The organism is Saccharophagus sp. K07 (genome assembly GCF_014336955.1).
GTDB lineage: Bacteria > Pseudomonadota > Gammaproteobacteria > Pseudomonadales > Cellvibrionaceae > UBA5868.
This window is the reverse complement of record NZ_QRAI01000007.1, coordinates 23,649-49,329: the sequence shown is the minus strand read 5'-3', so window position 1 is coordinate 49,329 and position 25,681 is coordinate 23,649. Positions and strand designations below refer to the sequence as shown.

Below are 25,681 nucleotides of genomic sequence, written 5' to 3'. Positions count from 1 at the left end.
GGATCAAAAAATCAGCGCAACTCGCTGGCACGCTCTTTTAACATTTCCTGGCGGAAAAATTCTCCCTGTTCCGACAGAGTGTAATTCCAGTCCTTGATCATCACCGGCGACCACTCAGCATCAAACACCCAAATGGTGTAGGAAATGCCTTTGTTGCGCATAAATTCCATGATGTTGGGGCCGTAAGTGCCGTCGTTATTAATAACGGGTATGTGTGCACCGTAATCCGTTTCTTTCGCCCAACCCAGCTCGGTTGCAATCATCGGGTAAGAGTCAGCCACATAACCCCAGGTTTTTTCCCACATGGCAAAGAAATTTTCTTTGCTGGGAATTTTGGGTTTGGCTTTTTGCGGATAGGGGTGCACGGCGTAAGCCACACCTTCACGCCGAATAGGCGCATCGGCAACCGGTGTTAAATCGTAGGCCCAGTTATAACCGGCGACTAATGGAATCGCATTGGGGTTATAGGCATAAATCAGATCGATATAGCCTTCGAGCAATTCACGCCATGTCTCCCAAGACCATTTGCCAAGTGAACCTGGGCCTGTCCCCATGTAGTCATGAGTCGGCTCGTTAAAGATTTCGTAGACCGCAACGGTGGGTACATTTTTGTAGCGCAGCGAAATTCTGCGCCAGAAATCGGCGGTTTCCTGGCGCGTCGTTTCATACATGACGTGCTGATACATCTCGCTTTCCAAATTGCCGATGCTGTGCCAATCGATAATCAAATACATATCGAGACTGTTAGCCCAGCGCACCGCTTCGTCCAGGCGCGCCATAAACCACTCACTGCCGTGCGTGCGCCATGAGAGCGGATGAATCGGGATGCGGACGGTATTGGAACCCAGGCGGTGAACTTCTTCGAACAGCGCTTTATTCCAACGCTTTTGGGCACTCAATTTCCCCGGGTCGGCAATATTCACGCCGCGGAAAATAAAAGGTCTGCCGTTTTCAGTCACAAAGCCTTTGCCTTTTACTTTGATCAGGCTTTGTTTTTTCTCCAGCGTGGCAGGGTTGAATGACTGCGGATAAGGGATATTCCACCATTCATCTGCGGACGCTTGTACAGCGGTAAAGCCGTGATTCTGTCCGGTGACCTGCGCAGATGCAGGTTCGCCAGTGCTGGCGCAGGCAGACAACAATAGATGCAGCGCAAGAATAGCGAGCCCCTTTGTCAGTAGAGGAATAATTATTTTCATCATTTCGTTCCTATTTATTTTTTAGGCGGTGCGAAGCGCGCCTATAGGTAGGGTCAGTCACCGGAACCAACCCCTATAGAAAACGGCCATAGCGGACGGACGAGCATAGCCAAGCCCCACAGACCAATCGGGCAAGAGAAGTTCAACCGTCTTCAAACCCTCATGCCTCGGCAGGCTAGTTGACGCGGACTTATAGTCTAAACGTCAAACACCTGCTTGGCGGGCAATTTAACAAAACAATACTCTGGTTGCCATGTTTAACCGTCGGAACCTACCCCGAGCCGAGGAATAGTGGCGCAAAATATCCGGAAGACGTAACGCCAGCCATCTATAGTGAATATCGGGTTCTAAAGGTTTTGCGCTTATAGCGGTGCGAAGCACATAGCGCTGCTTAATGCGCATTGAATGGTTTGGTGAGTCTAGAGTGAATATTGTTCTTGGCATTGTTGTCGTCATTGGCTGCATCCTTGGCGGCTTCGTCATGCACGGGGGTAATGTCCTCGCCCTGTTTCAACCCAATGAAGTTTTAATTATTGGTGGCGCCGCATTCGGAGCCATGATTATCTCCAATCCTTTATCCATTACCTTCGGTGTCATCAAATCCGCTGGCGCACTGCTGACTCCCTCCAAATACACCAAGGTCCTGTATCTCAATCTGTTGAATTTGATGTATGACCTGCTCAATAAAGCGCGCCGGGAAGGACTGATGGCTATGGAGGCAGATATTGACGATCCGGCTGCCAGTCCGATTTTCAGCCAGTACCCTGAATTGTTAAAGCATGAAGAGGGGATCGAATTTATTTGTGATTACCTGCGCATCATGATCAGCGGCAGCATGGCAACTCATGAGCTTGAAGCTCTGATTGACCAGGAATTGGAAGCCCACCACCAGGAAACCGCACAGATTCCTAACGCTATTTCCAAGGTTGCAGATGGTTTACCGGGGTTTGGGATCGTCGCTGCCGTACTCGGGATCGTGATCACCATGGGCAAACTCGGCGGGCCGCCGGACCAGCTCGGGCATTCAGTAGCTGCAGCGCTGGTGGGAACTCTGTTGGGGATTTTGTTTGCCTACGGCTTTGTCGGCCCTTTCTCCGCCTATCTCGAACATAAAAACCGGGATGAAGCCCGCTTTTACGAGTGCATCAAAGCCTGTTTTATCGCCTCCATGAACGGCATGCCGCCGCAGCTGGCGGTGGAATTTGGCCGCAAAGTATTGTTCCACAGTGTGCGCCCGACCTTCGCCGAATTAGAAGAGCAATACCGTGGCAAAAGGTAAACCGGGACAAGGCGAGCAGCCGATCATCGTTATCCGGAAAAAGAAAGGACACGCACACGGACATCACGGTGGCTCCTGGAAAGTGGCGCTCGCCGATTTTATGACCGCCATGATGGCGTTCTTCCTGCTGCTCTGGCTGCTGGAAACCGCCACCCCCAAAGAATTGCAAGCTATTGCCGGTTATTTCCAGGCACCCGCCAGCCGCCATGTGCTCGGCCCCGGCGGTGCCGATGCCGCGGCGATCGAGCTAAAAGCGCCCATGGAAGAAAACCCGCAAATGGTTACCGACCAATCGAGTCCGCTGGACTCCGCCGGTATTCTGGGGGACACGCCGGACAATATGGATGAGGAAAGTCGCCGTGAAGAGGCGGCTCTGGCAGAAGTGGAGCGGCAGCAGCTGGAAGCCTTGGAAGAGCAGCTGCGCGACGAGGTCAATAACACCGCCTCGGCGCTCAATGTGCTCAAAGATCAGATTCGCATGGAGCTGACCGAACTCGGGTTGAGCATTCAGATCATCGATAAAGAGCGGCGCAATATGTTCGATGAAGGCAGCGCGATCTTAAAGCCCTACTCCGAGGACGCGCTTTACGCCCTCGCCCCCATCATCAACAAGGTACCTAATTCCATCAGCATAGTCGGCCACACGGACGCCAAGCCTTACAGCGCCGGCTCGCGCTATACCAACTGGGAGTTGTCGACCGACCGGGCGAACAGCGCGCGGCGTGCACTGCTGGAAGGGCTTTATCCCGAACAAAAAGTTGTCGCCGTTCAAGGCATGGCCGCCATAGCCCCACTGGTGCCAGAAAAGCCGCTGGATCCCAGCAATCGGCGTATCGCCATCATAGTGCTGAAAAAAGCCGTGGAAGAGGCTATGCGGAAAGTCGATCCTACCGTTGGTCAACACCTGTTGCCGAGCAAACCGCGGGTGATGAGCGAATTGGAAATCGAGCAGGCGATAGAGCGCGAACGCGCCAATGCGCCGCGCTCGAAGTAAAGGCCGTTTAATCGCGGAAATTGGTGAATTGGAAGGGCTGACCCAGTTTGGCCTCACGCACCAGAGCGATGGTCGCCTGTAACTCATCCCGGCTTTTGCCGCTGACCCGCACCTGATCCCCCTGAATGGACGGCTGTACTTTGAGCTTGCTGTCCTTGATCAACTTGCTCAGCTTTTTCGCCACTTCCTGGTCAATCCCCTGCTTGAACTTAACAGCGATACTGTAGGTTTTACCAGAGTGGACCACTTCACCCACATCCATGGTGTCCACATCCACATTGCGCTTGAGCAGCTTGTTGCGCAGTATGTCGAGCATTTGTTGTAACTGAAAATCCGCTTCTGCGGTCAGTTTGGTCTCATCCTTGGTCCACTCGAATTTCGCTTCGACACCGCGGAAATCAAATCGCGTCTCCAGCTCGCGCTGCGCGTTCTCCACCGCGTTACGCACTTCCTGCATATCCACTTCGGACACTATGTCGAATGACGGCATGGCAATGACCTCCTAATGAAATGAGCCGGCAAAAGCGCGCTAGTGTAACAAACCTGCGTTTACCTGGGACTCCGTCAGAATTGCGAGGAGGCGGTGATCACCCACTGGAACTTGTCGACGTATTGTTTATCCGCCAGCGGGAAGGCGAGGTCCATATGGAGCACTTTGCCGGTTTTGGCCTTGCTGGAGCCGAGTCGCAAACCTATGCCGACGTTGCTGAGATGAGTTGCCTCGGAGTATCCGGCGCCCCTGGCACGCCCGGCATCCAGGTAAACCACTCCGCCCATACGCAGCAGGTTGAACAGGTGGATATTGGAAATGTAACGGCGTTCTATGCGAAACACGTAGCGGCGATCGCCGCGCTGATAATCCACCGGGTAACCGCGCATGTCATAGCCGCCGCCGGTGGTTAACTCGCGGTGCTCGGCCAGTTGGTGTCCCTGGTCGTAGCGCAGTTGGATATACCAGCGGTTTTTGTCGCCCATCAGATAGTGATAGCCGATATCACCGCCCCATAAACGTTCATCCGGCATAGCGCTGCTGTCGTAATAACGGCCTGTGGCATAGGCCTGAAATTGCAGCAGATGCTGGTCGCCCACACCCAGCAGATCGCTGTAGCTGAGGTCATACTGGACAAAATCCTCGTCATTTCCCAACCATCCGCCGCCGTGGCCAAGGCGTAATTTCAAATCCTTACCCGTGGCTATATCTTCCGTCTGATGCAACAAATACAAATTGCGGTAAACCGCAAACTGGTTTTCTACATACTGATACTGTAACCAGACGTACTTGAGATTCTCATTGGGCGGCAATTCCCCTTGCGTATCCTCCACGGGACGGAAGACCTGGCGATCCTGGGTTATCCCGAACCACAGGCGTTGTGCATGGGTGTTGTGGCGGTCGAACGCCCAACCGAGATAGGTTTCGTGATACTGCTCCTGCAATTTGTATTCGTTGATCTCCTGATCGCGGTAGCGAATGGTTTCCTCTTGCGTCAGATCCCAATGGGTCGTCCCCATCGCCCATACGGTTTGCACCGAGTAGAACGGCTGCTCGAAAGCCAACTGCGTCTGCTGGCCGTCGCTGGTATCCGCAAAGCCCAGCTTGGCAGCAAAGCGGGAATTGAACAGGTGGGGGGTATAAAGACCAATGGATGTACTGGAGCGGTCGCGATCTTTGTCATATCCAATCGTGAGGGCCGTACCAGTCCCGAACAGGTTTTCCTCACTAAAACCAAAGCCGTGCTGGTTTTCGCCCCCTTCCCTGCCCACCGACACCTGCGGCTCCAAAGTCCAGATATCCCGAGTGACCACCAGCAAGGCGACGCTGTCGCCGCAATCGGCGTCCACCTGGATGTAGGCGTCGCCCAGATAGGGGCGTTTGCGGAGTAAGCGCTCCGATTCGGCGAGGATGTCTACATCCAGCGGATCACCCGGTTTAAACAGCAATTGCGGCGCTATAACGCTCGGGCGCGTATTGATATGCAGCCAGTTAAAGAATCGATAAAGGGTATTGTTTTCGCGCGGGTCACTGGTATCAAAAACATCTTTGGCATTGAAGCGAATGGAGGCAATGGTTTTGCCCGCATAGCGGCGATAGTCGGCCCGCAAAGGAGTTTCGGACGCCTCATCCAGGGCGCAGGCGTCCTGGCGCACTTCGGCTTGCTCATCCTGCGCTGCCACCCCCAGGCTGGCGCCCAGGCAAAAAAATCCGAACAAAAGTGAGCTTTTGAATTTTTTACCAGCCAACAGAACGCGCTGAGACCCGGAGAATAATCCGGCGAGCTGTTTCACCATCTGAACCGCTCCTGCTCCATGCTCCTCCGTTCTGCTGATACTCATGAAATGCCTTTGTCTATCGCGCTCAAGCGCTATTTTTGTTGTGCATTCCATGCATTTTACGTACGCGGCCGGAGCAACTTGCATTGCCGGTGCAGTTGCGCCTACAGTCCAGCCCACCATGGGCAAAGAGGATCGATTATGCGCCTGCAGAACTTCCTAAGTCGCGTAGAACAAGCGGGCAATCGCCTACCAGCTCCCACCTTGTTGTTTATATACCTCACCGCAGCGGTGCTCCTGCTGTCCGCTGTCGCACATTGGCTCGCTCTCGCCGCGACCCACCCCGTTACCGGAGCAGTCATCCCCGCGGTCAATCTGTTGAGCCGGGAAGGCCTGGACCGCATTCTAAGCAGTACAGTCACCAACTTTACCCAATTTGCCCCCGTAGGTACGGTCCTGGTCGCCGTTTTGGGCATTGGCATAGCCGAGCATTCCGGACTGCTGGGCGCCGCCCTGCGCGCCACTGTACTGCGCGCGCCGCGCAGCCTACTCACCTTTATGGTGGTGTTGTGCGGCGTCTTGTCCAGCATTGCCCAGGACGCCGGTTACGTCATTCTGGTGCCGCTTGCAGCCATTCTCTTCCACGCGGCGGGACGACATCCCTTAGTGGGTATCGCCGCCGCCTTTGCCGGAGTTTCAGGCGGCTACAGCGCCAATCTGCTGATCACCCCCACCGATGCCATTCTCGCCGGCATCAGCACCGAAGCTGCCCAGCTGACCACCCCCGGTTACCGGGTGAACGCGGCTGGTAATTATTACTTTATGGCCGCCTCTACCCTGTTTATCTCACTAGTTGGCACCTGGGTAACCCACAAAATCGTTGCGCCTCGCTTTACACAGTATGGCGCAAAAACTTGTGATCAGGGTTCACCCGAGGCAAGGGTTCCGCCAAGTATTACTGAACATTCTCTACTTCCTGAAGAAATCAAAGGACTCTGGTCTGTTGCTTTATTTAGCCTCGCCATTTTTGTGCTCCTGGCAATAGGTTTTATTCCGGAGCACGGATTTTTCCGCCACCGCGAAACCGGACAAATTCTGCAATCCCCTTTTATGAGCGGCATAGTCACAGTGGTCTCCTTATACGCTGCCCTCGCCGGAATTTTGTTTGGCAAAGTGAGCGGCCGCTACAAACAAGCCGGCGATTTTGTTGCCGGTATGGAACAACATATGGCAACCATGGCGGGTTATTTGGTGTTGATGTTTTTTGCAGCGCAATTTGTTAGTTATTTTGCGTGGAGCAATTTGGGCAGCATTATCGCCATCAGTGGTGCAAGCGTTTTACAACAGCTGCAAATGCCGGTCGCGGTAACCCTGGTGCTGTTTATTTTGTTAACCGCGTTTATCAATCTTTTTATCGGCAGCGCATCAGCGAAATGGGCATTGATCGCGCCCATTTTCGTTCCTATGTTACTGCTCGCTGGGATTTCGCCAGAGGCGACTCAGGTTGCCTATCGAATTGGTGACAGCAGCACCAATATCATCACACCCTTGATGCCCTATTTCGGGGTGATAGTCGCATTTGCCCAGAAATATCAAAAAGACATAGGCGTTGGTTCTGTGATCGCTATGATGCTGCCGTACAGTATGGCCTTTTTAATTTTGTGGTCATGCTTGCTTGCCGTGTGGATATTGTTCGGATTACCGCTTGGACCAGGAGCGGAGATTCTGTTGCAACCCTAAAAATCATAAGAATAAGGTAATGACACACTCACTCGAAAATTCTAAACCGCAAAATAATGTCGAGATTTTTTACAAATTATTTCGATAGCGCTGTTTTTGAAGTCGCACATTGAAAGCGTTTGCAGTCACAAAGGTATGTGATCAATTGCAAACCGACGACTGACCTTTTTTGCAACAAATCTTTACTTTAAACTGCTCGCACCCTATTGCCTTTCTCTAAAGCGGGAACCCAACTTAGAGCTCGGGAAAACCATTGCTGGTTGGCTATATTTAACGAGTCGCTGGAAACAGCTCTGGCCAATATACCAGTACAAAAAAGGGACAAAAAAAGAGGCACCACATAACAAGCCCCTCAAAATAACGAAGACAGGTTTTTGCGAGATCCGACACCCACGTGGGTCGGAAGACATTAGACCTTAGAGAAGAATCTTGCGAATGATTGACGTCAGCCATCTGACCCGATTGATGGAAAATCGGGGAGTCGCGCGAAAATCTGAACTTATCGGCGTTAGTGATGCAGAAATCCAGTCTCTGGAAAATCACTTCAGTTTGACCTTCCCCGCCAGTTACCGTGAATTTCTCCGCAGCTTTGGCCGCTCCGCCGGGTTTTTATCCCCGTGGATGGCAATCTATTTTGATGATCTTAAGGAAATTCGCGAACAATTCGACTGTCTGGTAGCCGCCGGCAATTTGAAATTCCATCTGCCGGAAAATGCTTTGTTGATTGCCAATTGGGAGTCGGTGTTCGATTTTATTGTGTGCAATGAGACCGCAGATCCCCCGGTTTATCGCATCGATATCTATCAGACAGATCGCGCCAACCTGCGCATTTATGCGGAGAGTTACAGCGAGTATTTGCAGAATATGATTGAGACGGCGGACGCCAGCGCATTGCCGAGCGATTTTTTTGAAGACGAAACGGTCGAAGCTCTAAACGACACGATTCATTATTGATTTTCGAACCAAGCGCGGTGGCCCGCACCGCGCCAAGTTGTTTTATACACTTTTAAAACTGATCTTCTTGCAACGCCATCAGCGTGCCACTGTCCCGCTGCAAACTGGCAAACAATCCCTCAATACGCGGCAGCAAATGCGCAAAATAAAATTGTGCGGTTTTGATTTTGCCATCGGTAAATGGCGACGCGTCTGCACGACTGGCGACGCAGGCCATGCGCGCCCAGAGGTAGGCGTAACTGACATGGCCGAGCAAATGCAGATATTCCACCGCAGCTGCGCCTATATCACAGGGATTTTGCGCGGAACGCGTAATCACAACTTGAGTTATTTCGCCCAATTTAACCACAGCATCACGCAGCGCTGCGGTTAATCCCAATGAATCCAAGGTGTCCCGCTCGGTATCCATAAATTCATTGATTTCCAGCAGATATTCCGCCAGCAATGCGCCGCCGCAGGCAACGGTTTTGCGGCCCATCAGATCCATCGCCTGAATGCCATTGGTACCTTCATAAATTTGCGTGATACGAATATCGCGCACAAATTGCTCCTGCCCCCATTCGCGAATATAACCGTGCCCGCCAAACACTTGCTGACACGCCACCGCCGCTTCAAAAGCCATATCGCTGATAAAGGCTTTGGCAACCGGAGTCAAAAGGGCTATGCGATTTTCCGCCAATTTTTTGCGCGCCGGATCGTCGGTGAATTTGGCGATATCCAGCCATTGGGCAGCGTAAACATAAAATGCGCGCCCGCCTTCGTTATAGGCTTTAGCGGTCAATAACATGCGGCGCACATCCGGATGAACCAGTAGTGGATCTGCTTCACCCGCGGGATTTTGCACACCGGTTGGGCTGCGGCTCTGTATACGTTCGCGCGCGTATTCCACCGCGTTTTGGTAGGCCCACTGCGCCGTTCCCAACGCTTGAATGCCGACCACAACGCGCTCGTAATTCATCATGGTGAACATGCAGGCAAGGCCCTGATTCACTTCCCCGACCAGCCAGCCCTGCGCGCCGTCAAAGTTCATCACGCAGGTCGCCGAGCCTTTAATCCCCATTTTCTTTTCCAGCGCGCCACAACTCAGAGCGTTGCGCGCTCCTATAGCACCATCCGGCGTGGGGATAAATTTGGGCACCAAAAACAGGGAAATGCCTTTGGTACCGGCAGGGGCATTGGGAAGTTTGGCGAGCACCAGGTGGACGATATTTTCCGCCATATCGTGCTCGCCCCAGGTGATAAAAATCTTGGTGCCATAGAGCTTGTAAGTGCCGTCGCTCTGAGGTTCGGCGCGGGTGCGGATCATGCCGAGATCAGTCCCGGCGTGAGGCTCGGTCAAATCCATAGCGCCAGACCACTCGCCGCTGTACATCTTGGGCAGATACAAGGATTTGAGGGATTCGTCGCCGTGGGCGTCCAGCGCCAGACAGGCGCCGGCGGTCAGCATAGGCGCGAGTCCGAAGGACATACAGGCGCCCTGCAGCATCTCTTCCACAGCGGACACCAGGGATTTGGGCATGCCCATGCCGCCGTATTCCGGGTTGCCGCCCAGCGCGCCCCAACCGCCTTCGTTATACACACGATAGGCGTCGCGGAAGCCAGGCGGCGTGGTCACCCCTTCGGCCGACCACTGACAGCCGACTTCATCTCCCTCCTGATTCAGGGGGGCAATGACTTCCTCGCAGATTTTTGCGGCCTCCCCGAGCGCCGCCTCAGCGGTGTCTTCGTCCAGCTCATTCAAGCGCGCCAGGGAGCGCCATAAGTCGGCGGATTTGAGAACGTCGAACAGTACAAACCGCATGTCTTGCAGAGGTGCTCGATAGTCGGCCATGCCAAACCTCCAATGCTTTTTATGTATTCAGCTTTTTATGTCTTCATTATGTACAGAGGCTAATTCCGGTGAGAGAGTGCCCTGTCCTGCTACAGCGGCATTTACTTGTACACCGCTTGCGCTTGTATCACCGCACTTGCTCGCCACGGATCATGTCAGCTTTATCCATAGTGAGCGCGCAAACAAGCGAGCACTTCCAAACGCGGAATAAGCCATTTCACATCCGAATCAGGGAAAAGTCGAGCCATCACTTAAAGCTAGTTCAAACGGGCGTTTTTTTCCGATGGTGAATCCCCCTGACTTCAGGCATGTGTGCTGAACAAAGTGCCAGGTCGCTGGTTTGCCAGGGTGGAGAACAGACGGGAGTGAAGTTGGGGAACAGCACCGGATGACATCAGATCTGGCGCAGTTTCCGGAGCCTCGGCCAGCGCAGTTTTGGCAGCAGATTCGGACGAAGATGATTGTGTTTCGCTTACCTCTTCCTCCTCTTCGGGATTTTTTTCCTGGCGAGCCCGGGCAATTTCCGCCCGCGCTTCCACTTCCATGCGCATGGCCATAGCCGCAACCTGCCGATCCTGTGGTGATGGCTCCGCGGGCGCGAGCGCTGCCCGGCGAATGATTTGCGCCTTGCGCAGAGTCGCTTCAGGAGTCGCTTCTTCGCTGGTGCTGATGGGAACTTCGCCGGCGACGGCGTAATTCACACCGTTGGGACCGCGTTCAAATTCATATACAGCCGCACCTGCGTACTGACCGCCCACGGCCATATGCGCCTGCTCATGGGCGCGCACTTCGCGGTCGCGCGCCGACAAGGTTTTGATTTCTGCCTGGATTTCCTGCTCTTCGCGCGCCTGGCGCAAGCGCTCGGCGGACTGGGATTCCGCCACTTTACGCAACGGCTCCTGGCCGTCTTTGTCTGGCAAAGCGGTCGTCGAAGCTGGCGCGACGGGTGAGGATGAATCTGCTAATGAATGGTCCTGCTCCCGGCGGGAGGACAGTGTCGAGCCACCGGGATATGAGGGATAAATACTCGCAGAACCTATGTTCATGGGGCGCCGAGCTGGCGGTTTCCGTCAGGAAAGATCGTCGATCAATCGGCCAAGCGTTTCATTGGCAGCGGTCACGACATTGGCCGAGGCATCGAACACCAACTGCTGCTGGCGCTGTTCGAGCAAGGCTTCGGTCACATCGACTGTGTCGGAACGGTAAGGACCTGCCGTTTTGGCGCTGGCCGCCCCCGCTTCAACGGTATTAGTGGCATTGAGATCGTCTACCGCCGTACCGGCATTGGAACGCGGCGCTGAACCTGTGGCTCCGCCGGGATTGAGTGTGGACGCATCAGTGGGAACACCAGCCCGAGCGATTTCGTGGGCTGTCTGCAACATTTTCTTCTGACTTTGCTGCATGCCCGCCAGACCTTCGTTCATAGCGGAGTTGATCAGCATTGTGGATCTCCCGGCTTTCGCCTGGGCGGCCGCTCTGTGCACATCGGAAATTTAAAACGCGGACGCTTGATAAAAGTTTAGGTAAACCAACGCGCCGCGTCTGGTCACTCGTCGGCAGCGGCGCGGACTTTAATATCGATTGGGCGCAAAATTCGGCTTTTTATGCCTGCATCCATTTGGCTGGTTTCGGACTCAATTTTCCGCTTGCAAACGCTATAAATCGCGCGTGCAAAATTTGACGCTCACAAGAGTCTCGCCAATAAAAAAGAAAGATTTCGCCGGCCCTACGTCATAAGACAATTGATTGCTCACACTTAAAAAATATTGGTGTGCAATGATTGGTGCGCAGACAAACCACACCGCTAATGAGACCAGCAGAATTTTTTGTTTGCGAGGTGTAGTCAGGATTGCCAGGAGCGGTAATCCAGAAATGGATGCCGCCCCCAGGAACCAAAAAGACGATGTATCTATATTCACGCCGGGGGAGCAGTTTCTCATAGCGTGTAGCCATGAATTTATGTCACTTGCTCCCCAGGCGGTAATCAACAGCCCAAGCAAGGCAAAAAGCGATAAAACCGTTACAGCTTGAAATCGACTCATCCGTAAAGACCAAGAGTAAAAACCGCCGCATCAGCGGCAGTTTTTATTGGAAGTCTGCGTCAAAACCCGGCGGCCGTTGCGGTAGTCGACTTTGTAGCAGTGCCCGTCAGTCCAGATATAGCGGCCATCATCCCGGTGTTTATGGTCATGGCCGTGTTGGTTGCGCCATTGATCGATTTGTTGGGCGCGGCGATCGAGTTCGCGGCTGCGTTGATCAAATTCGCGATTCAAACGATCGCGTTCACGGTTTAAGCGTTCACGTTCACGGTTGAGTTCTGCGCGACGTTCGTTGGCAACACGGGCGCGATACTGGTGATCGCCATGGCGACTATTGTTTTGCCACTGATCAATTTCACGATTGCGTTGATCCAATTCGCGCATTTTGCGATCAAATTCGCGATGCATTTTTTCGCGCTCGCGATTGAGTGCATCGCGTTCACGTTGAATTTGTGTGTGTTCTTTTTGCGCCCAATTTGCGTCGCGGCGAATATCCAACCCGTATGCCTGCCCGGCCATTGTGACGAACAACACAACCGCCATGACTTTCCAGGCCGCACGGAAAAAATCACTGCCGCCGAGTTTTTGCAGGTTGTTTTGGTTTTGGCTGTTCATTTCCTTACCCTCTTTTTTGTTCTGTTAGGCGCAGATTAAAGGCGCCAAACTGAACGTTTCCTTAAAAATTTTGCAGATGGATCAGGTTTGTAAACGAACTACTGGCACAATTCAAAATCCACCGTCGCCAGCAAAGCTCCATTGATTTGTAAGGCAATACGATGAATCCCCGGATAATAGGCGCGTGTAGTCACTTTTTTCAGCGAATGATTTTTCAGCAAATTAAGTCTTTCGCCGGGCTGAAGTTGAAGATTTTTCCATTTGAAAATTTTGGGACTTAATTCACCATTTGCACGCCGGTAGTACACCGCGTAATCAATCACTAGAGTCTGTGGCTTTTTATGGGTTGATCGCAAAGTGAGCGACAGCGGCAGCGATTCACCAACCTTTGGCCGGGGATTTCCCAGGGAAAAATCCTCTAATACAAGATTTTTCTTCACCTCATTCGCAGAGGTATAACCGAGCGCTGCCAGAATTTGCGGATCGCCTTTTTTTACCAGCGTGCGGCACGCATGGCGCAACATACGCTGGCGTTCGGGACTGCCGCTGGCATACCAGGATTGCATCACTTCACAAATCAATTGCGGGTGATCCTTGGCAATATCGTTTAAATGGTTGGCGACCGAGCGCCGTACATAATCCGCTGGATCGTCGCGCAATTTTTCCAGCACAGGCAGCGCAGGTCGCGGATCGGCAATCAACGCAGGTATTTGTTGTCCCCAGGGTAAACGTGGGCGCAAACCTTCGGATGCCAAACGGCGCACGTGATAATTTTTCGAGGATGCCCAGCGCTGGATATGTTTTAAGGAGCGTTTTAAATCCGCGTTAATAAAATGGCGCACGGCAAATTCCGCAGTAAAACGTCGGGTCATTTGCTGGAGTGCGTCCATGGACTCATCGAAATATTCCGTACCGCGACGCGCGACATAATCTGTCATTGGCATAATCGCCCAGCCGCGCACCCCTTGCGCATCCATTTTCAACCCGCGCAAATCCACGTCATCTTCCGGGTGCAACGCGGCAAGCAAAACCTCTCTGGCTTGTAAAAAATCCTCGGGCAAATACTTTTCCAAGGCTGCAGTAATTTGTAATGAACGTTGCTTGAGTTCGAGCGCATCAAAATCCTGACTGGCGACGCGAATAAATCCTTTGTTATCGAAGGGACGCCACCGCTTTTGTAAGTGAGCACCCAGTTGCTCGATCAGCGGCAGATTAAAAAGATTTTTAAAGGGCTCTGGCATAAACCTTCCTTAACATTGGTATAAGACCCTAAACCCTGTTATTCCGGGCCGTCTTCTGAAGAACGAATCCATAACAGCGGCGAGCTTAGACTATTTCGGGGCTTAGACTACACTGAAATAAAACCCGCCAACCTTGTCACGAATCTTTATGTCGTTCTGCAGAAGCCCATGATCCGTGCGCACAGTCGCCATACGGCCGATCACCGCTTGTTAGCCAAATCCCTGGTGATCTTGGTGCTTTGGCTCTTGTGGGCAGTCTCCGCGGTGGCGTTGGAGATGCGTTTCGACCGTCTGCAATTGGATGAAAACCTGCGCAATGAAGGGGTTGGAGCCATCAAGGCCATAGCCCAGGACCGCATCGGCTTTATCTGGATTGCCGCCGAATATGGCCTCGTGCGCTATGACGGCAAAGAGTTTACCCGCTATTCCGCCGACCCCAATAATCCCCGCGCCCTGTCGAGCAATTACATCAATGACTTGCTGGTCGACCGGGAGGGACAGGTGTGGGTGGCAACGGAAAAGGGACTGAATGCGTTCCGCCATCGCACCAACGACTTCGACGTGCTGCTACCCCACACCGGGCGCTCCGCCAACAGCCGGGTAGCCGCTATGGCGGTGGATCTCGACAACAATCTGATTCTGGCGCGGGACGATGGCATTTCCGTGGTCAGCCCGCAGCGCGATCAGGTAGAGCACTTCGATATACCGCAGCGCGATTACACCAACGTGGTCAGCGTGCAAACCGTATTCGTCGACAGCACCGGTACAATCTGGATCGGCACCAAAGGCTCCGGGGCTGGACAGTTCGATCCCAGCAGCAAAAAATTCCAGTTTTTCCGCCGCGATCGTGATAATCCCGCCTCCATTATCAGCGACCACATTATCTCCATCGGGGAAGACAAAAATGGCAACCTCTGGTTTGGTGGTGTCAGTGGTGGTTTGAGTCGCTTAGCGCGCGGCGATACTGTTTTTCGCAATTATATTTATGACCCCACCGATCCCACTTCCATTTCGGACAACACCATCTGGGATATTTACAGCGATAGTCGCGGCAATATCTGGTTTGCCACCGACCACAGCGGTCTTGCACGTTATAACCCCAAAACCGACGGATTTGATTACATTCGCCACCAGCCTTACAACAGCAATAGTTTAAGCACCAACCAGATCCGCACATTGTTTGAAGATATTCAAGGCAATCTTTGGGTAGGGCTGTTTCCCAACGGGGTCAATTATTACAACCGCTCCAGCGAACAATTCGTCAATTACCAGCACCAACCCGACAATCCCGCAAGTTTAAGCCACAGCGCCGTATTAAGTTTTTTTGAAAGTCATGACGGCACTTTATGGGTTGGCACAGAAGAAGGATTAAATGCTTTCGACCGCTCCAGCGGATTATTCCGCCGCTATTTACGCAATCCAAATAATCCGCGCGCGCTGCAAGCCAACCCGATTTTAGCGATTACGGAAGACCGGCACGGTGAATTGTGGGTGGGCACTTGGTCTGGTGGTGTGCACAAAATGGATGCCAAAACCGGCGATTTTGTGCAGTACAAACATAACGAACGAGATTCCGCCAGTCTGAATAACAATATTGTCTGGGCCATAGTGCAGGATAAACGCGGACGCCTTTGGTTAGGCACGGAAGGTGGCGGATTAAATCTTTACGACGAAGAAACCGACAGTTTCCGCCATTTCCGCCACAACCCAACCAATCCTGCGACCATTAACAGTGATTACATCTGGACCATGATGGTCGACAGTCAGGGATATATCTGGATTGGCACTACAGCCGGGCTTTCTCGTTTCGACCCGGAAGCAATGCAATTTGAAAATTTCCGCGAGAACATCGTATTTCCCGCAGAACGGGTGCGCAGCTTTTTGGAGGATCAACGCGGCCGCATCTGGATCGGCACACAAGACGATGGCTTTTACATTTTTGATCCGTCCACCACACAATTTATCCACTACGGCAGCCAGACCGAATTACCTGCGTTATATGTCACCGGTTTTGTCGAGGATCACAAAGGCATGGTGTGGGCGAGCACCACCAACGGTCTGGTGCAAATCAATCCCGACACTATGAACATGACGCTTTACAACAAAAGCCATGGATTGGTCGGCAATAATTTCAACCGCGAAGCCAATTTTATCGACACCGACGGCACTATTTATTTTGGTGGTACCGATGGATTTTCCGCTTTCCACCCAGACAATTTACAATTGGAAATTCGCCACCTGCCGATGGTGATTACCAATATCCGCATTTTTAACAAAACTCCACCTATAGGTACAGACGACTCACCGCTGCAAGAATCGCCCTGGTTGACCAAAAGCATCACTCTGAATCACACCCACAATATGTTTTCCTTCGAATTTTCTGCGCTGGAATACCGGCCCGGACTGCATCAGGAATATGCTTATCAAATGGTGGGTTTTGACAAAGACTGGATTTATATAGGTCCTGAGCGCAGCGCCACCTTTACCAACCTCAACCCGGGACGTTACGTATTTAAAGTGCGCACCGGCCACAACGGTGAATGGCGTAAAGAAATTGCACAAATCAAAGTCACAATTTTGCCTGCGCCCTGGAAAACGCCTTGGGCCTACGTACTTTATGGATTATTGGCATTGGCACTGATCTCACTGATCGCTAATACCAAAGTCAAACAATTGCAATTGGCCAGCGAACGGGAAATCAACCGTGAGCTGAAAAACCTCAACAATATTAAAGACTCGTTTCTTGCCAATACATCACACGAATTGCGCACACCACTCAATGGCATTATCGGCATAGCGGAAAATCTCTCCGATCATTTTGCTGGCAAAGACGAATACGCCGCGCATCATTTGCATTTGATTGCCTCTAGCGGTAAACGTCTGGCAAACCTGATCAACGATATTCTCGATTATTCGAAACTGGCCAACCGCAATTTGGAGCTGTACCAAAAACCGGTGGATATGCATTCATTGACTCATACGGTGTTTACATTACTTGCGCCTCTAGCAGCTAACAAACCCGTAGAGTTGATCAATGAAATCAGCGCAGATGCGCCTTTGGTTATTGCGGACGAAAACCGCCTGCAACAAATTCTGATCAACCTGGTGGGCAACGGCATCAAATATTCCGATAAAGGCAGTGTGCGCGTCGGCATGACAGTGCAGGATAAAACCGCGGAAATTCACGTCGCAGACTCCGGCATTGGCATTCCGCCAGATCAATTCGACAAAATTTTTGAAGCCTTCAGCCAAATTCAAAGCTCCAATTCCCGCCAATACGGCGGCACTGGGCTCGGCCTTGCTATCACCCGCCAATTGGTCGAACTGCACGGTGGGCAGATTCGCTGTGAAAACAATCCTGGTGGTGGCTCGCGTTTTATTTTTACCCTCGCTCTTGCAGGCGAACAAAGCCGCCGCGATCCATATACCCCAACACAGCATTTTGAAAAAACGCCCAGCAGCGACCCTAAACGTCTGCACGAAACCTTTGGTTCTGGCGAGAAAAAACTGGCAAAACCGCGTAATGCCGAGGACCAAACCATATTGGTGGTAGACGATGATCCGGTAAACCGCATGGTTCTCCAGGGCATGCTGAAATTACACGATTATCAGGTGTTGGAAGCGGAAAACGGTATGCAGGCCATCGAAATGATGCAACAAAATCCGCATATCAATCTGATTATTATGGATGTGATGATGCCCCATATGACTGGGCACGAGGCCTGCCGAGAAATTCGTAAAACCCATTCTTTTGATACTTTGCCGATTTTATTTTTAACCGCCAAGAAAAACGTCGACGAAGATATTGAGGAATGTTTTGCATCGGGCGGTAATGATTACCTGACCAAGCCCGTATCCAAACGCGACCTGCTGCCGCGCGTGGCCAATCATTTGCGTATCGCTGGCATTATCAAAAAATTTCGCAGCGATCAAGCTCCCTCCTGACCGCTGCTGATCAATCCCTCGCTACAGCGACAAATTAAAAATTCCCACCAGACCAATCACAATCAAATAAATCGCTACAATGTAGTTCAGCAACTTCGGCATCAACAGAATCAAAATTCCGGCGATCAAGGAAATCAAAGGCATCAGTTGCAGATGAATCGTCATGTATTGCTCCTCCTAATTAAAAAATAAATTTTGCACTTAGTATAGACATTGGTATTCGTGCCACAATAGTGGCTTTGGGTTTTGGCTTGCGTCTGCCAACTCACATAGCGTAGCGCAAGTCCAATGCTTTACCGGAGTTTTTACATGCCGCAGCGCACCGTTTTAATTGCTCTTTCGTTTATCGCCTTTACCAGCCTGGGATTGCCCGATGGTTTGCTTGGCGTGTCCTGGCCGTCCATACGGCAGGACTTTGATGTTCCTTTGGATAATCTCGGTCTGGTGATTGCCATAGCCACCGCCGGATATTTGTGCGCAAGTTTTTGCAGTGGCATGGTGTTGCGCATTCTGCCCCTGGGAACCGTGTTGGCGCTGTCCACCTTTGCCGCCTCTTTTGCGCTACTGGGTTTCGCCTTTGCACCTTATTGGTGGGTCATTCTGATTTTGAGTTTTATTGCCGGGCTCGGTGGCGGCGCGATTGATGCGGGATTAAATTCCTACGGTGCCAAACACTTCACGCCACGCGCGCTTAATTGGATGCATGCGTTTTTCGGTTTGGGTACTACCACCGGACCTATGATTGTGACAGCAGTATTAGGCTCCGGCATGATCTGGCGAGTGAGTTATGTGATTGTCGGCCTGGCGCAACTTGCCCTTGCGATTACCTTTTTTGTTACCCGTCGCTATTGGCAACAAGAACCAAGTGCCGAAGATTCTTCGCAAACAACATCGCATGCCCCAACACTTGAGACCCTACGCCGCCCCGTTGTGTGGTTCGGTATGTTGATGTTCTTTTTTTATTGTGGTGTTGAATTGGCCACGGCGCAGTGGAGCTATTCCGTACTGACACTCGGTCGCGGCGTACCCGCCACCACCGCCGGTTTTATTGTGAGTTTATATTGGGGCAGCCTGATGGTAGGGCGAATTTTATTTGGTTTTATCGCCAACCGTGTGCCACTGATCGCAACCCTGCGTCTATGCATTATCGGCAGCATTATAGGCGCCCTGCTGTTTTGGCTCGATTTATCCCTGGCCTTTAGCGTGATAGGTCTGATGATGATCGGCTTTTTCTTTGCGCCGATTTTTGCCTCTTTGATCAGCCTTACCCCAAAACGGGTTGGCGAAGACCACGCCAATAGTGCAATTGGATTTCAGGTAGCCGCTGCCGCGTTAGGAGCTGCGTCCTTGACGGGACTTGCTGGTATTCTCGCTCGCATTTTGGGTCTGGAAATTATCGGCCTTGCCATTTTTGTCGCTGCGATTCTGCTGTTGGTTTTTTACGAAGCCTTTATGCACTCGGGCAAACGGCGCTAAACCATATCCTTTACCAATTTGGCCAATACCCCAAGCGCTTTTTGCGCTTGGCTGCTCCAGGGTATTGCACAGTTGATTCGCATAAACGACGCATAGTCATTGTGGCTTAAGGAAAAAATCGAACCCGGCGCTATGCTGATATTTTTTTCCAATGCACGCGCCTGCAAAACGCGCGAATCCACGTTTTTCGGCAGTTGCACCCACAAAATAAATCCGCCTTCCGGACGACTGACCCGGGTGCCGGAAGGAAATAAACTCAAAATGCTCTGAGTATACTGCGCAATCAGTGTCTGGTAATCGCGCCGCAATTTGCGCAAATGACGTTCGTAATTACCGGATTTGAGATACAGCGCCAACGCATCCTCCATCAACGCCGAAACACCGGAAGAGCGGGCGGTTTTATGCAGGATAATATCCGATGCATATTTTTTGCTGCAGGCATAACCTACGCGCAGCGCTGGGCTGATGGATTTTGAAAACGACCCGCACAAAATCACCGTATCGTCATTATCAAAGGTTTTTAACGGCAGCGGGCGAACCCCATTAAAACCAAGATCACCGTAGACATCGTCTTCGATAATCACGACACCGTATTCCTGTGCCAATTTTACCAGTGCCTTTTTATCCTCATCGGACACGAGTGTCCCCAAGGGGTTGGAATAATTCGCCACGGTAATTAACGCTTTGATTTTGCCGTTGGATTTTTGCCAAGCTTTTTCAAAACGGTCTGGCGTCAAACCTCTTTCCGCATCCAAAGGAATTTCCAGAATTTTGTATCCGAGCGAACGTACCAACTGCAAAATGCCGAAATAACCCGGCGTTTCCACCGCCACCACTTCACCCGGCGCCGCCACCGAACTCAACGCCATGCCCAATGCATCGATTGCACCCGCCGTAGTGACATAAGCGTCCGCTATCGCACGCACGCCCATAGCGCTGTAACGTTTGGCCAATTGTTGGCGCAACTCCAAGGAACCGGGCGGAAAACGGTATTCGCCAATAATTGCCGGTTCATCACGCATCACCTGCGCAATGCAACGAGCCACGGCTTTATTCGGATAAAAATCGGGCAAGGGCGTCGCAGCGCCAAAAGGAAATACCCGCAGATCATGTGCCGCTTGCCGCAGGGCATAAATCAAATCATCGGCTGCAAAACTGACGGGTTTAACAAAACCGGGGGCGACTTTGGGAACACTCAATAACGGCACAGAAACACTCGCCACATAAAATCCTGAACGATCCTTCGCCTCAATTACACCCCGGCTGCGCAATAATTCATAAGCTTCCACAACAGTAGCGGGGCTGACATTTTCCGCGCGACTCATCGCCCGAATGGACGGCAATTTTTCTCCCGCCAGCCAAATACCGTTGCGAATCGACTCTTCAATGGTGGCCGCCAGCCTCTCATAGCGCGTCATTTCTTCCCGCGCAAAATGCTCATTGACGGTCTTTGCAACTTTAATGTTCATGGCGTCACTCACTTGGCGTAATTTGCTAACCCGCTATTGGACAGTCTTCCGGGGAGAACCAGGGTGGGACGTCTCACATCCAATCTGTACTGGTCAAAATCCATTTTATCTGTATCTGTATTGGTCACACAATCCAATATAGCCTAAGCATCACTTGGATAGAGGTTTCTGAGGATTGTTATGAATATCCTGCTCGGCATATTTTGCGTGGTTTTATTTAGCCTTACCGTACCATTTACTCGCATTGCAGCATTGGAAGTTGCGCCGGAAATGGTTGCCGTATCGCGGTTATTTATTGCCGGATTAATTTGTCTGGCATTAATCATGCGCGACCGCTGGATTCCGCCGAGAGAAATCTGGCGGCCTTTATTATTAACGTCTTTCGGCGCAGTCCTGGGTTTCGGCTCCCTAATGGCATTTGCCCTGCACCTTGTACCGGGCAGCCACGGAGCACTCGCACTGGCCGCCCTGCCTGCTGCAACCGCAGCTTATGCCTGCTTGCGCGACCGCATTAATCCGGGCAGTCAATTCTGGTTATTTGTCATTGTCGGAACACTGCTGAGCTTTTCGTTTTTCTTTTTTAGCTCCAGTGGAAAATTTTCCAGTGGCGATTTGCTTCTCGGCCTTGCCGTTATAAGCGCTGCATTTGGCTATGTAGAAGGCGCACGCTTGAGTCGCCACTACGGCGGAATTCGCGTAATGAGCTGGGCTGTGTTTTTAACTCTGCCAATTACCTTTTTAATTATCGTCAGCATGAATTTTGGAGAACTGGGCAATATCTACCGACCACAATTGCAAAACCTAAGCGCCATAGGCTGGCTCTCCCTCGCCTATTTAGCATTAATCAGCCAATCCGGCGGCATGTTCCTCTGGTACCACGCCCTGGCCAAAGGCCCAATGGAAAAAATCGCCATGACACAATTATTACAACCCTTCTTCACCCTACTCGCCGCAATATTTTTATTGCGCGAGCACATACATCCAGTGGCTTGGTTGATTGCATTGTTAGTGGGATTGTGCGTTGTGGGAGCAAATAGAGCCAAAGGAAACTCGCAAAAAACAGCCTAAGCGATAAGATTTTTTTGCTGGGTGAGTTAGCTTTTTATTAATTTGCACGGCTTGTCTGTTTATAAACAACACCTCGTAAACTTGCTTACTGTTTGAAACAGCATAGGTTGAGCCTCACGTTACAGCGGTTTATCCCCGCATTCGCGGGGAACACAGAGGCAGAGCGATTAGTTTGTGTTTGTTTTTCGGTTAATCCCCGCATTCGCGGGGAACACGTGGTTAGCGACGTTATTAATCGGCGCGTTTACGGTTAATCCCCGCATTCGCGGGGAACACTGTGCCGACAGACACTAGATATTTAAACCGTCCGGTTAATCCCCGCATTCGCGGGGAACACCACATTCATCTAAAACTAAAAGACCAAATTTACGGTTAATCCCCGCATTCGCGGGGAACACGCAGTGGTACACCTCTGTTTTTCGCGATGATGCGGTTAATCCCCGCATTCGCGGGGAACACATTTTTTTCATAAACGGAACCGGACACAGTTACGGTTAATCCCCGCATTCGCGGGGAACACGGTTTTAGATGAACAAAAATCAGGAGAAGGATCGGTTAATCCCCGCATTCGCGGGGAACACGAGCTGACCAAAGATCAGGAAAATCGTTACATCGGTTAATCCCCGCATTCGCGGGGAACACGCCCTAGCTTTTGGGCAACATGCGCGACATAACGGTTAATCCCCGCATTCGCGGGGAACACGCACCACGCCGACAAATTCCTCGACGTCATGGCCGGTTAATCCCCGCATTCGCGGGGAACACATATTCCCAGGCAGAACGCATTCACACCTTATCGGTTAATCCCCGCATTCGCGGGGAACACTACGCCGGCCGCCTTGCGGGCTTCCCACCAGCCGGTTAATCCCCGCATTCGCGGGGAACACGCTTTTTATTGCAATAATGTCTATTCCTGATTCGGTTAATCCCCGCATTCGCGGGGAACACCTCATACACCGTTTTAAAAACTGCTGGAAGAACGGTTAATCCCCGCATTCGCGGGGAACACGGCAATTGCGGATTTTTTACCAAGCTCAAAGGCGGTTAATCCCCGCATTCGCGGGGAACACGGAGTGGCCGGATATTGACGGCGAGGATCTCGACGGTTAATCCCCGCATTCGCGGGGAACACCGCTTAAACCGCTTCTTGTCCTGCTCAGGGAGCGGTTAATCCCCGCATTCGCGGGGAACACACCTACTGATATATTGGTAGTTACGTGAAGCTCGGTTAATCCCCGCATTCGCGGGGAACACTTTGATTGAGTAAGTTTAGGCGCTCAACAATCCGGTTAATCCCCGCATTCGCGGGGAACACATCTTCACAAAGCCCAGTCTCACTTGAACGGACGGTTAATCCCCGCATTCGCGGGGAACACTTGGTGGGCAACTATGGATACTCTCGCATGAGCGGTTAATCCCCGCATTCGCGGGGAACACAATAGGAGAAAGACTATGAAAATTCAAAAAAACGGTTAATCCCCGCATTCGCGGGGAACACTCGGCATCGGTCCAGAGTTTGGCGTCACGCGCCGGTTAATCCCCGCATTCGCGGGGAACACAATCGGTGACGGATCGGAACCCTGAAAATCCGCGGTTAATCCCCGCATTCGCGGGGAACACGCCGACCGCCCCCAGCAGTGCGGCACAAATCTCGGTTAATCCCCGCATTCGCGGGGAACACGCATTTTTGGTCGGAACGTAGAGAACGGGGTTCGGTTAATCCCCGCATTCGCGGGGAACACGCCAAAGAATTCAGCAACAAGAAAAAATGCGTCGGTTAATCCCCGCATTCGCGGGGAACACATAGCGCGTTGAAGAACCAATGCCACACCTAGCGGTTAATCCCCGCATTCGCGGGGAACACATCTGTTTTTACTGCAAACGGATCTCCAATATCGGTTAATCCCCGCATTCGCGGGGAACACTTTAAAATCATTATCGGTTCGCGTTTGTATTGCGGTTAATCCCCGCATTCGCGGGGAACACATTCATCAAAAAGAATTAGCGGAATTTATACGCGGTTAATCCCCGCATTCGCGGGGAACACCGCGCCGTGGCTGATATTCCATAACGATTCCCCGGTTAATCCCCGCATTCGCGGGGAACACGTGTTTTAAAACTGTAGCGGAAAGTACTACCGCGGTTAATCCCCGCATTCGCGGGGAACACTAGTGGTGGAATCGCGGGGAAAAAGCTCTACGCGGTTAATCCCCGCATTCGCGGGGAACACATCTAAAGGCACGGGCGAACGCTGAGAGCAACCGGTTAATCCCCGCATTCGCGGGGAACACTTTTTATTTTAATTTTCGGTTAGTTCAAAATCCGGTTAATCCCCGCATTCGCGGGGAACACATTTGTTCATCTAATCACCCCTTCCGCACTCGGCGGTTAATCCCCGCATTCGCGGGGAACACGCAGAAGTGATTGCAGCAGTAGTGACGGCAGTCGGTTAATCCCCGCATTCGCGGGGAACACATATCCGAAGCCAGTCGAAAAACATTAGAAGCCGGTTAATCCCCGCATTCGCGGGGAACACACTAGCCAACGTCCGTTTAAGCATGAAGGCAGCGGTTAATCCCCGCATTCGCGGGGAACACATCGCCGCCAGCCGCATCGTAGCGGCATGATACGGTTAATCCCCGCATTCGCGGGGAACACCTTTTCTGAAATCTGCAATATAGTCTAATTTGCGGTTAATCCCCGCATTCGCGGGGAACACATTCGGCGGCCGTGAACTGGATAGTCGCCGCGCGGTTAATCCCCGCATTCGCGGGGAACACTCGTGCCCTCTATGTCCGCTATGACAAGCCATCGGTTAATCCCCGCATTCGCGGGGAACACATTCGGCGGCCGTGAACTGGATAGTCGCCGCGCGGTTAATCCCCGCATTCGCGGGGAACACCATCATCCACAGTCGCGCAACTTCACCAGAAACGGTTAATCCCCGCATTCGCGGGGAACACGAGCGCACGCCGTCATATGCCACCCGGAATCCCGGTTAATCCCCGCATTCGCGGGGAACACCGTTCACGTTGACGACTGTCATGTGTGATAACCGGTTAATCCCCGCATTCGCGGGGAACACTTCTTTTTTGATTCCGTTTATTATTGCGAAAACGGTTAATCCCCGCATTCGCGGGGAACACTGGGAATGGGGTTAAATGTTTATGTGGCAATTCGGTTAATCCCCGCATTCGCGGGGAACACTCTAATTGTAAACGTATGTTTTTAAAGAGCAATTTTCGTTACAAAAAATCTACGGGAATTTATGGAGCGGGAATATCAGGTTTGAAGCTCACTAGACGCATGCCGTCCATATCGACTGGTTCGCGCCGGTTTGAGCCATAGGTCACAAAATCGAATCCTGATTCTGTGTTGGTGGACCAAGCCATTACTACGTTTCCACCCTCTGCCATCGCGTTAATCTGCTCCCAGATCATTTCTCGGACCCGTCGGCTTACATCTCCGATGTATACACCCGCTCGTACTTCCAGTAACCAAACCGCTAAGCGCCCCCGCAAACGCGGAGGAACGGCTTCTGTTACAACCATCAACATCGCCAT

The 25,681-nt window shown here is 51.9% G+C and carries 18 protein-coding genes and 1 CRISPR repeat array; of the genes, 7 read left to right on the top strand and 11 right to left on the bottom strand.

Annotated elements, in window-relative coordinates; translation table 11 throughout:
- Positions 1-11 precede the first annotated feature (11 nt).
- Positions 12-1,202, bottom strand: a complete 1,191-nt coding sequence (locus DWB84_RS17195) for a glycoside hydrolase family 5 protein (protein WP_255429048.1) — start codon at positions 1,200-1,202, stop codon at positions 12-14.
- Between the two features lie 421 nt (positions 1,203-1,623).
- On the opposite strand from DWB84_RS17195, the gene motA reads away from it, so the two are divergent.
- Both motA and motB read left to right on the top strand, forming a co-directional pair.
- A complete protein-coding gene (gene motA, locus DWB84_RS17190) occupies positions 1,624-2,478 on the top strand; it encodes a flagellar motor stator protein MotA (RefSeq protein ID WP_187411051.1) in 855 nt (284 codons plus the stop codon).
- On the top strand, positions 2,465-3,472 hold the full coding sequence (motB, locus tag DWB84_RS17185) for a flagellar motor protein MotB (protein WP_187411050.1): 1,008 nt from the start codon (positions 2,465-2,467) through the stop codon (positions 3,470-3,472). The genes motA and motB overlap by 14 nt, the downstream gene beginning before the upstream one ends.
- Before the next feature lie 7 nt (positions 3,473-3,479).
- Here motB and DWB84_RS17180 read toward each other — a convergent pair whose 3' ends face one another.
- Together DWB84_RS17180 and DWB84_RS17175 are read right to left on the bottom strand one after the other, a co-directional pair.
- Positions 3,480-3,962 carry a YajQ family cyclic di-GMP-binding protein gene (locus DWB84_RS17180; protein WP_187411049.1) on the bottom strand — a complete coding sequence of 161 codons (483 nt, stop codon included), beginning with the start codon at positions 3,960-3,962 and terminating at the stop codon, positions 3,480-3,482.
- 74 nt (positions 3,963-4,036) lie between these two features.
- Positions 4,037-5,803, bottom strand: a complete 1,767-nt coding sequence (locus DWB84_RS17175; protein ID WP_187411048.1) for a hypothetical protein — start codon at positions 5,801-5,803, stop codon at positions 4,037-4,039.
- Between the two features lie 138 nt (positions 5,804-5,941).
- Here DWB84_RS17175 and DWB84_RS17170 point away from each other — a divergent pair, with 138 nt between their 5' ends.
- Positions 5,942-7,480 carry an AbgT family transporter gene (locus tag DWB84_RS17170; RefSeq protein ID WP_187411047.1) on the top strand — a complete coding sequence of 513 codons (1,539 nt, stop codon included), beginning with the start codon at positions 5,942-5,944 and terminating at the stop codon, positions 7,478-7,480.
- 435 nt (positions 7,481-7,915) lie between these two features.
- A complete protein-coding gene (locus tag DWB84_RS17165) occupies positions 7,916-8,434 on the top strand; it encodes an SMI1/KNR4 family protein (RefSeq protein WP_187411046.1) in 519 nt (172 codons plus the stop codon).
- Between the two features lie 52 nt (positions 8,435-8,486).
- Here DWB84_RS17165 and DWB84_RS17160 read toward each other — a convergent pair whose 3' ends face one another.
- The 5 genes from DWB84_RS17160 to DWB84_RS17140 all read right to left on the bottom strand — a co-directional run bounded on the left by DWB84_RS17160 (position 8,487) and on the right by DWB84_RS17140 (position 14,160).
- Positions 8,487-10,265 (bottom strand): acyl-CoA dehydrogenase C-terminal domain-containing protein, encoded by a 1,779-nt coding sequence (locus DWB84_RS17160; RefSeq protein WP_187411045.1) that lies wholly within the window; start codon positions 10,263-10,265, stop codon positions 8,487-8,489.
- Positions 10,266-10,567: 302 nt separating this feature from the next.
- Positions 10,568-11,311, bottom strand: coding sequence for a putative metalloprotease CJM1_0395 family protein (locus DWB84_RS17155; protein ID WP_187411044.1), 744 nt, complete (start codon positions 11,309-11,311; stop codon positions 10,568-10,570).
- A 24-nt stretch (positions 11,312-11,335) separates the two neighbouring features.
- Entirely contained in the window at positions 11,336-11,707 is a 372-nt protein-coding gene (locus DWB84_RS17150; RefSeq protein ID WP_187411043.1) for a hypothetical protein, read from the bottom strand.
- Between the two features lie 630 nt (positions 11,708-12,337).
- Entirely contained in the window at positions 12,338-12,919 is a 582-nt protein-coding gene (locus DWB84_RS17145) for a hypothetical protein (protein ID WP_187411042.1), read from the bottom strand.
- A gap of 98 nt (positions 12,920-13,017) precedes the next feature.
- On the bottom strand, positions 13,018-14,160 hold the full coding sequence (locus DWB84_RS17140; RefSeq protein WP_187411041.1) for a DNA alkylation repair protein: 1,143 nt from the start codon (positions 14,158-14,160) through the stop codon (positions 13,018-13,020).
- A gap of 168 nt (positions 14,161-14,328) precedes the next feature.
- Between DWB84_RS17140 and DWB84_RS17135 the strand changes: the two genes are divergently transcribed.
- Entirely contained in the window at positions 14,329-18,105 is a 3,777-nt protein-coding gene (locus DWB84_RS17135; protein ID WP_187411040.1) for a hybrid sensor histidine kinase/response regulator, read from the top strand.
- A gap of 21 nt (positions 18,106-18,126) precedes the next feature.
- Here DWB84_RS17135 and DWB84_RS17130 read toward each other — a convergent pair whose 3' ends face one another.
- Positions 18,127-18,270: a DUF3096 domain-containing protein gene (locus DWB84_RS17130; RefSeq protein ID WP_187411039.1), complete on the bottom strand. Its 144-nt coding sequence runs from the start codon at positions 18,268-18,270 to the stop codon at positions 18,127-18,129.
- Between the two features lie 144 nt (positions 18,271-18,414).
- Here DWB84_RS17130 and DWB84_RS17125 point away from each other — a divergent pair, with 144 nt between their 5' ends.
- On the top strand, positions 18,415-19,581 hold the full coding sequence (locus tag DWB84_RS17125; protein ID WP_187411038.1) for a sugar MFS transporter: 1,167 nt from the start codon (positions 18,415-18,417) through the stop codon (positions 19,579-19,581).
- On the opposite strand, the gene DWB84_RS17120 is transcribed toward DWB84_RS17125, so the two are convergent.
- Entirely contained in the window at positions 19,578-21,050 is a 1,473-nt protein-coding gene (locus DWB84_RS17120) for a PLP-dependent aminotransferase family protein (RefSeq protein ID WP_187411037.1), read from the bottom strand. The genes DWB84_RS17125 and DWB84_RS17120 overlap by 4 nt on opposite strands.
- A gap of 180 nt (positions 21,051-21,230) precedes the next feature.
- Here DWB84_RS17120 and DWB84_RS17115 point away from each other — a divergent pair, with 180 nt between their 5' ends.
- Complete coding sequence (locus DWB84_RS17115) at positions 21,231-22,118, top strand: DMT family transporter (protein WP_187411036.1); 888 nt, start codon at positions 21,231-21,233, stop codon at positions 22,116-22,118.
- A 125-nt stretch (positions 22,119-22,243) separates the two neighbouring features.
- A CRISPR array of direct repeats spans positions 22,244-25,325; the repeat unit is 29 nt; unit sequence CGGTTAATCCCCGCATTCGCGGGGAACAC.
- 59 nt (positions 25,326-25,384) lie between these two features.
- Here DWB84_RS17115 and cas2e read toward each other — a convergent pair.
- Complete coding sequence (cas2e, locus tag DWB84_RS17110) at positions 25,385-25,681, bottom strand: type I-E CRISPR-associated endoribonuclease Cas2e (protein ID WP_187411035.1); 297 nt, start codon at positions 25,679-25,681, stop codon at positions 25,385-25,387.